Below are 6844 nucleotides of genomic sequence, written 5' to 3' on the forward strand. Positions count from 1 at the left end.
TTCATTTTCTCTCAACTCCTTGTCTGCCTGTTTCTGCAAAGCGAGCGCCTGCCGTTTTTTCTCGGCAATTTTATACGAATCCTTAAATATTGCTTTGCACAGTCTGATTTCTTTTCGGAGTTCGTTAAGCTCCGCATTGATTTCTTTCGCTTGGTCTTTGACCTCATCACAATTTTCATCAGTCCTTCCTTCATATAATTTTTTACGCCGTGTAATTAAAATCTCAACTTCGGCTTCTTTGTCCTTTTGGTATTTCTGCAAATCTTCGCCCGTTTCGATATTATGCGTGAGCAAAAATTTGAATTGCTTTTGATAGCGGTCAAATTTAATCAATTCATCACGCATAAAAAATGACACCCTTTGAGGTGTCTGCTTACGCTGAATTTTTTTGAATAAGTAGAGGTAGTGGAAGTATAGGGCGATAAAGCCTTTTAACTTCTTGCCCTTTACATTTTTAATGTTACCTCTGAATTTGTACTGCTTTTTGGGTATTTCGGACGGTGCAGCCGTGATAATTCCGTTTCGGGTTGCGATTATCCTTTCCAAAATCTCTGCTTCGCTGTAACCCTTGCCGAGATTATCAAGCCTCATCGGGCGTTTTGCGTTCGGTGCAATTATTGAGGTGTGTTTTATATTCGGACCTTTGCGGTGAATGACAAAACCACGCTTTTTTAGGTTCTGCCAAAACTGCTCCATTGTGTATGAGCATTTTATGATTTCGTCAATATCACGGCGGATACTTCCACGAATGGTCGGTCTGCCTTCTTTTAACGCCAGCCATTCGCCGTAGTGCATACCTCGCCTTTGCGGCTTGTTGATTACCGACAGACAGTTTTCACGGCATATTTGGTCTGAAATACCCCGAATGTCTATAAAGTAGTCCTTATAATTGTTGCGGTATTTGTAGCCATCAATGTATGAAACGGCATTTATTATTATGTGGTTGTGCAAGTGCTTATGGTCAAGATGCGTTGCTATGACGGCTTCGTATTTATCCGCAAAAAGCCGTTCGACAAGCTCCTGTCCGCACCTGTGAGCAATTTCGGGCGTGGTTTCAAAGTCCTTGAACGACTGCACCAAATGATAGGCGAGTACACCGTTTTTGCGACCGCTTTTTCCGAAAAACTCTTGTGTTTCCAACATTTCCGAAAAGGCTTTGTCTGTCGTGCAGTTATATGCTTTGACATAAAGGCAATTTTCGGTCTTGTCCTCATTTTTTATATATTTGATTACACCCTCTACCGCATCAATGTCGGGTTTTATGCTTGTCTTGTCGGGATTTGCGATATAGTTAAGACTTGAATCGAGCCTTGATTTAACCGTCCATATTTTCGTAATTGCCATTATCGGACGCTCCTCACAAGCCGCATAATATCATTTTGCATTTGCAGCACGGTTTCAATTTTATCCTCCGAGATACGCTGCTCTGCATTTGCGATATGTGCTATCTGATTTATGTTGTTTCCGATAGCGTTTATCTCACGAAGCAGTTTTACATATTCATCGGGCGGACGGGGGCGAATAACACTACCCATAATCAGCTTGCGAATATATGGCTCCATTTTTAAGGCACAAGCAGCAGCTTGTGCTTTCAAGTGTTCTTTCTCTTTTGGGGAAAGACGCACCAATACAGCAGTATTTCTATCCATTAGAAATCACCTCTTTTCTTTTAGCCGTGCGGCGGGGTATTAGGGGCATTGCCACTAACAAGCGGGCGTTTTGATAGCAAAATGCCGTGCTTGCTAATACAAATGCTCACGCATTTGCCCCGTCCGCCTTCGGCGTTATACTTTCCGCCGGGAAAGCCTCCTTTACATTCCGCATTCGTCCTTGCAGGGACAGTTTTTCAAGCGAGCGCACAAACGCTTCTCTGTTGTAATTGGTGTTCATTTTTGATTACCTCATCTTTCATAAATTTTTGTATCAAAAAAGCCTGCCATATGGGCAGACTGATTTGCGTGTGTTTATTTGCGTTTTTTGTATGTTCCGCAGGCATTCTTTATGTGGTTGTAATCATCATAGGTGATTTCTCCACGCATTAACGCCTGCCGAGCTTCATACACCTTTTTCAAGTGTCGGTTTACGGTCTTGCAGTTATCGGGGAACGACAGCGATACGACATCTCCGTTTTTGCTCCAATTAAGTCCGTAAAGCATATCAATCTTAAAAATTGTGTGGAGCGTTTCAAGCTCGGAATCGACAGACAGCCTTGATATTGCAAACCTGTGTATGCCGAGCAACCTTGCCAGCTTTGCGGTAATCTGCGGTTTTGCGTAAATTCGCTCTCCTTCGTACTGTCCTATGCGTGTCCCTGCGGTCTTTTTCGCAAAGCCGACCTTTTCGCCGAGTTCCGACTGCGACAAGCCGTTATATTGTCTGCACAGCTTTATCGTTCTTCCTATGGGTTTTGGTTTTTTGTTATTCATTTATCATCATTCCTTCCATATTTTCGGGCATAAAAAAACCGACAAGATTTCTCCTGCCGGTTATGCCTTATTTGATTTTATTATCTTTGCATATCATCGTGCTTTTTTGACTTTTCTTTTAATTTATTTAAGGAAAAATCAATGATACGCTCTTTTCTTGCCGTGAGCATTGTTTTGTAAAACTCCTTTTGAAGCTCTGTTATGGTAGGCGTATTGTCTATAATTTCATAGATTTTCTTCATATCAATACGGCTTGCTATCCGTTTGAGAGCCTTGTTACAGTCCGGAAATTTACCCTCCGACAAAAATTTGAAGTAATTTATCTTTTTGCCGTTATAGGTTACAGCAGACAACGGTATATCGAAAATTCTGTGATTAAGCTCGTTTTTGTCGCTTAATATCTTTTTCATTAAGTCCTCGTCCGCCTGCGGGTAAAGGCTGCTGCCGCAATCAAATACCGGGGCGAGCGTTACTTCATCGGTAGCGTTGTTATATAAAAATCCCCAATTTCCGTTGTGTCTGTCCCAATTTCCTATCAGAGCGTCCACGATAAACATATCCCAAAACCTTGTTTTAAGTGTTTCGGAATCCATCGCTGTCTGTTCGTCAATGGTGGACAAAATATCTGCAAGCTCCGTACCGTAACCGTTTCTTTCGGAGTCAATAATGCGGTTTTTGAGTGATGCAAAATCTTGAAGCGTTATCCCTTGCGAGGTAAAATCCTTGCAGGCAACAACAACTTTTTCCTTGCCCTTGCTTGTGTAGGTTCCGATAACCGTTTCCTGTACGGGTATTCCCACAGACTCAAAAACCTTGCAGCCGATGTATTCGCTGATACAGCTGTTTGTATAGCTCATTTCCTTATTTATTGTAGGGAACGGCGGAAATTTCAGCATATATTGCTCGCCGTTATACAAAACCGAAATTTTACCGCCGTTGGCTCCGGCATAAGTTTTGTTTTTTTGCACCGCATTTGTAAAGTCTATCATATATCATCCTGCCTTTCCATTCTTAAATATTTACGCCGTAAGTACCACGCTTGCTCACTTGAAATGAGGTTTTCAACCTCTGCGGAATTTATATCGGCGTTTAGCTCACACCAGCATATATCCCAATGGTAATCTTTTTCGCCGCTGTCTACAATTTTCCACGATTTTTTCATTCGTTCAAGCGATTCTGCGAGGTTCTTCGGCAGTCCGCACTCAAAGTGCGTTTCGTCCGTCGGCATACCTGTTTCAGAGCTGTATTCGCCGTTTTCAAGCTCCATTATATCCTCCATAGAGCAGTTCAAAGCTTTTGCTATCTGCTGTACGGTTTTTGCATTGCACTTTTGAATTGAGGTTTTCCCCGAACATATATCTATAACGGTTGTTTTCGGTACTCCGCTTATCTTTGAAAGCTGATACTTCGTAATATTTTCGCTGTTGAGTAAATTCTGTAATGTCATTTTCAGCACCGCCCTTTCAATATTATTATACATATAGTATATCGGAATACCGACCTTTTGTCAATATGCACGGAGCTTTTTCATCAATATGCACTATGATTTTTTACCTTGCCATAGCGTATTCACGCTTTTGCTGCGGCGCTTGTGCATCGGAAACATCGGTGTCGATAACATTATCGTCCTTTTTATCCATTTTGAGCAGTGCCTCGACTGCGGCAAGGCGTTTTGTTTTTTCCTGCAATTCCGCCTCCTGCGGAAACGGTCGCTTTGCTTCAGCCTTTGCCGTTTCAAACTGCGTATTGGTGTTCGCAAGCTCCTCTTTGGATATTTCAAGCCGTTTTTCAAGACCGTCGATAGCGTTGTCGATACGCTGAATATTACCGAAAACATCTGTGCCAAGCTCCACCTTATGCGAAAGCTCATTTTTGAGCGACACATAAAACTGCTTTTGAAAGCTGTCAAACGATAATTCCATAGAAAAACCCCGGTAATCGCCGATTAAAACCGGCTCCTCCGAGGTCATTTTCTTACATCTCTCAATTAACGCCTTTCCGGCTTGTTCCTTTTCAAAATATCCAAATCCGTCAATCGTCATTGTGTTAAACCTATCTTCAATTTTAGGGTGCTTGTGTGCGGTTTCAATATCCTTTTCAAGTCCCTTTATCCTTGCGGAAATTTCGGATATTTTTTTCGGATAATACTTTATAACCTTATCCTCAAGGTCATAAATCTGCGACATAAAGGACGATTTTATCAGCTTCAGCTTGGACACCTCCATATCAAGTTCCATTTTCTCCTTGATGTGCGGATTACCTGTCGAGAGTGCCTTTATCTCCGCAAAGGACAGGGCGGTTGGGTCAATATCGTCCGCAACTCTGACGGGAGATTTTGAAGTAAATATCTGCGATATGAATTTCTGCTTTTGCTCCACCGTCTGCCACATATAAGTGTCAAAGGTTCCTTTGGTTACATAGCGGTAGATATGCACTTTCTCGTTTGTATTGCCTTGTCTGATGATACGCCCGGCTCTCTGTTCGAGGTCTGCCGGACGCCACGGGCAGTCAAGGTCGTGCGAGGCATAGAGCAGTTTTTGCACATTTGTTCCGGCACCCATTTTTGATGTGGAGCCGAGAAGTACACGAACATCACCGCTTCGCACTTTCTTGAATAATTCATCTTTTTTAACCTCTGTGTTTGCGTCGTGAATAAAAGCAACCTCATTTTCGGGAATACCTTTTTGGAGCAGCTTTTCCCGTATGCTGTTATACACGGAAAATGTTCCGTCCGATTTCGGTGTAGATAAATCACAGAACAAGAGCTGTGTAGCTTTTCTATCTGCTGTGTCTTTCCATATCTCATACACACGCTCGGCGCATACGGAAACCTTTGAGGTTTCATCATCGGGCAGCATCGGATTTATCATTCGCTGGTCGAGAGCCAATTTTCTGCCGTCGTTCGTTATTTTCAGCATATTGTCAACACTCGGATCGACTGTCCTTTTACGCACTTCCTCGGCTCGCTCTCCGAGGTCGGCAACCATATCCTTTTGAAATTGGGTCGGCTCTGCAACCTCGTTGTGATATTCAACCTCCGGCACGGGCAAATTCAGCATATCCGCCGTCTGAATATCGGCAACCTCTTTGAACATTGCAATGAGTTCGGGCAGATTAAAGAATTTTGCAAACCTTGTTTTCATACGATAACCACTGCCTTCGGGTGCAAGCTCCATTGCCGATACGGTTTCACCAAAGGTGGACGCCCAGCTATCAAAGTGCTGTAATCCACGCTCTTGGAGCGATTTATACTGCAAATATCTCTGCATAGTATAAAGCTCAACCATTGAATTACTCACCGGAGTTCCCGTTGCAAAAATAACGCCCTTTCCGCCCGTAAGCTCGTCAAGATACTGTGTTTTCATAAACAGGTCGCTTGACTTTTGTGCTTCGGTCTGTGCGATGCCGCCGACATTCCGCATTTTTGTGTAAAGGAAAAGGTTTTTGTAAAAGTGTGCTTCGTCCACAAACACTCTGTCAACACCGATTTCTTCAAAGGTAACAACATCGTCCTTGCGTTCTTGGTCGTTGAGCTTTTTTATCTTTGTTTCAAGCCCACGCTTTGTCTTTTCCATTTGCTTAACCGTGTAACGCTCCGCATTTTCGGCTTTTGCCTCTGCAATACCATCCAAAATCTCATTAAGCTGATTTTGCAGTATGGTTTTTTGCCTTTCAGCCGACATTGGTATTTTCTCGAATTGTGAATGCCCGATAATAACGGCATCATAATCGCCTGTTGCAATTCTGCCGCAGAATTTTTTGCGGTTTTTCATCTCAAAGTCCTTTTTTGTTGCAACAAGAATATTTGCTGCCGGATATAACTGCAAAAATTCGCTCGCCCATTGCTCGGTCAAGTGATTTGGTACTACAAACAGCGATTTATTGCAAAGTCCGAGCCGCCGTGATTCCATTGCTGCCGCAACCATAGTCCAAGTTTTGCCGGCGCCGACCACATGACCGAGCAGTGAATTGCCGCCGTACATAATTCGTGCAACAGCGTCCTTTTGGTGTTTCCTCAGAGCTATTTCGGGGTTTATCCCGTTGAAGGTTATATGGCTGCCGTCATACTCACGGGGACGGATAGAGTTAAACCGAACATTGTAGATTTTACACAGGTCATCACGCCTGTCGGGGTCTTTCCATATCCAATCCTCAAAGGCTTGCTTGATTGACGCTTGCTTTTGCTGTGCAATGGTGGTTTCCTTGATATTCAGCTTTGCAACCTTGTTACCGTTTTCGTCGTAAATATAATCAAAGATACGCACATCACGCAGATTAAGCGAATCCTCAATAATTTTGTAAGCGCTGATACGGCTTGTACCATAGGTGTTGGTAGCCTTAACGCCCTTATCGGCGCTCTTGCCTTGAATATTCCACTCACCCGTAAGATTTGAATATTTGACCTCGATTTTGCTTTG

The 6844-nt window shown here is 43.1% G+C and carries 7 protein-coding genes; all 7 read right to left on the minus strand.

The window, feature by feature from the left end; all coding sequences use genetic code 11:
• Positions 1 to 1344, minus strand: a 1344-nt coding sequence (locus tag H8706_RS11525) for a relaxase/mobilization nuclease domain-containing protein (RefSeq protein ID WP_262432747.1), incomplete at its 3' end; no start/stop codon positions are given.
• On the minus strand, positions 1344 to 1649 hold the full coding sequence (locus H8706_RS11530; protein ID WP_262432748.1) for a MobC family plasmid mobilization relaxosome protein: 306 nt from the start codon (positions 1647 to 1649) through the stop codon (positions 1344 to 1346). The genes H8706_RS11525 and H8706_RS11530, both read right to left, overlap by 1 nt.
• Before the next feature lie 106 nt (positions 1650 to 1755).
• Positions 1756 to 1890, minus strand: coding sequence for a hypothetical protein (locus tag H8706_RS11535; protein ID WP_262432749.1), 135 nt, complete (start codon positions 1888 to 1890; stop codon positions 1756 to 1758).
• 74 nt (positions 1891 to 1964) lie between these two features.
• A complete protein-coding gene (locus H8706_RS11540; protein WP_262432750.1) occupies positions 1965 to 2426 on the minus strand; it encodes a helix-turn-helix domain-containing protein in 462 nt (153 codons plus the stop codon).
• Positions 2427 to 2506: 80 nt separating this feature from the next.
• Complete coding sequence (locus H8706_RS11545) at positions 2507 to 3415, minus strand: HipA domain-containing protein (RefSeq protein WP_262432751.1); 909 nt, start codon at positions 3413 to 3415, stop codon at positions 2507 to 2509.
• Positions 3412 to 3873: a helix-turn-helix domain-containing protein gene (locus H8706_RS11550; RefSeq protein ID WP_262432752.1), complete on the minus strand. Its 462-nt coding sequence runs from the start codon at positions 3871 to 3873 to the stop codon at positions 3412 to 3414. Before H8706_RS11550 ends, H8706_RS11545 begins: the two co-directional genes overlap by 4 nt.
• Before the next feature lie 103 nt (positions 3874 to 3976).
• Positions 3977 to 6844 (minus strand): DEAD/DEAH box helicase family protein (locus tag H8706_RS11555; RefSeq protein WP_262432753.1); only part of this gene is annotated, 2868 nt, incomplete at its 5' end.

Origin of the sequence: Qingrenia yutianensis, assembly GCF_014385105.1 — a bacterium.
In the GTDB taxonomy this organism is placed as follows: domain Bacteria; phylum Bacillota; class Clostridia; order UMGS1810; family UMGS1810; genus Qingrenia; species Qingrenia yutianensis.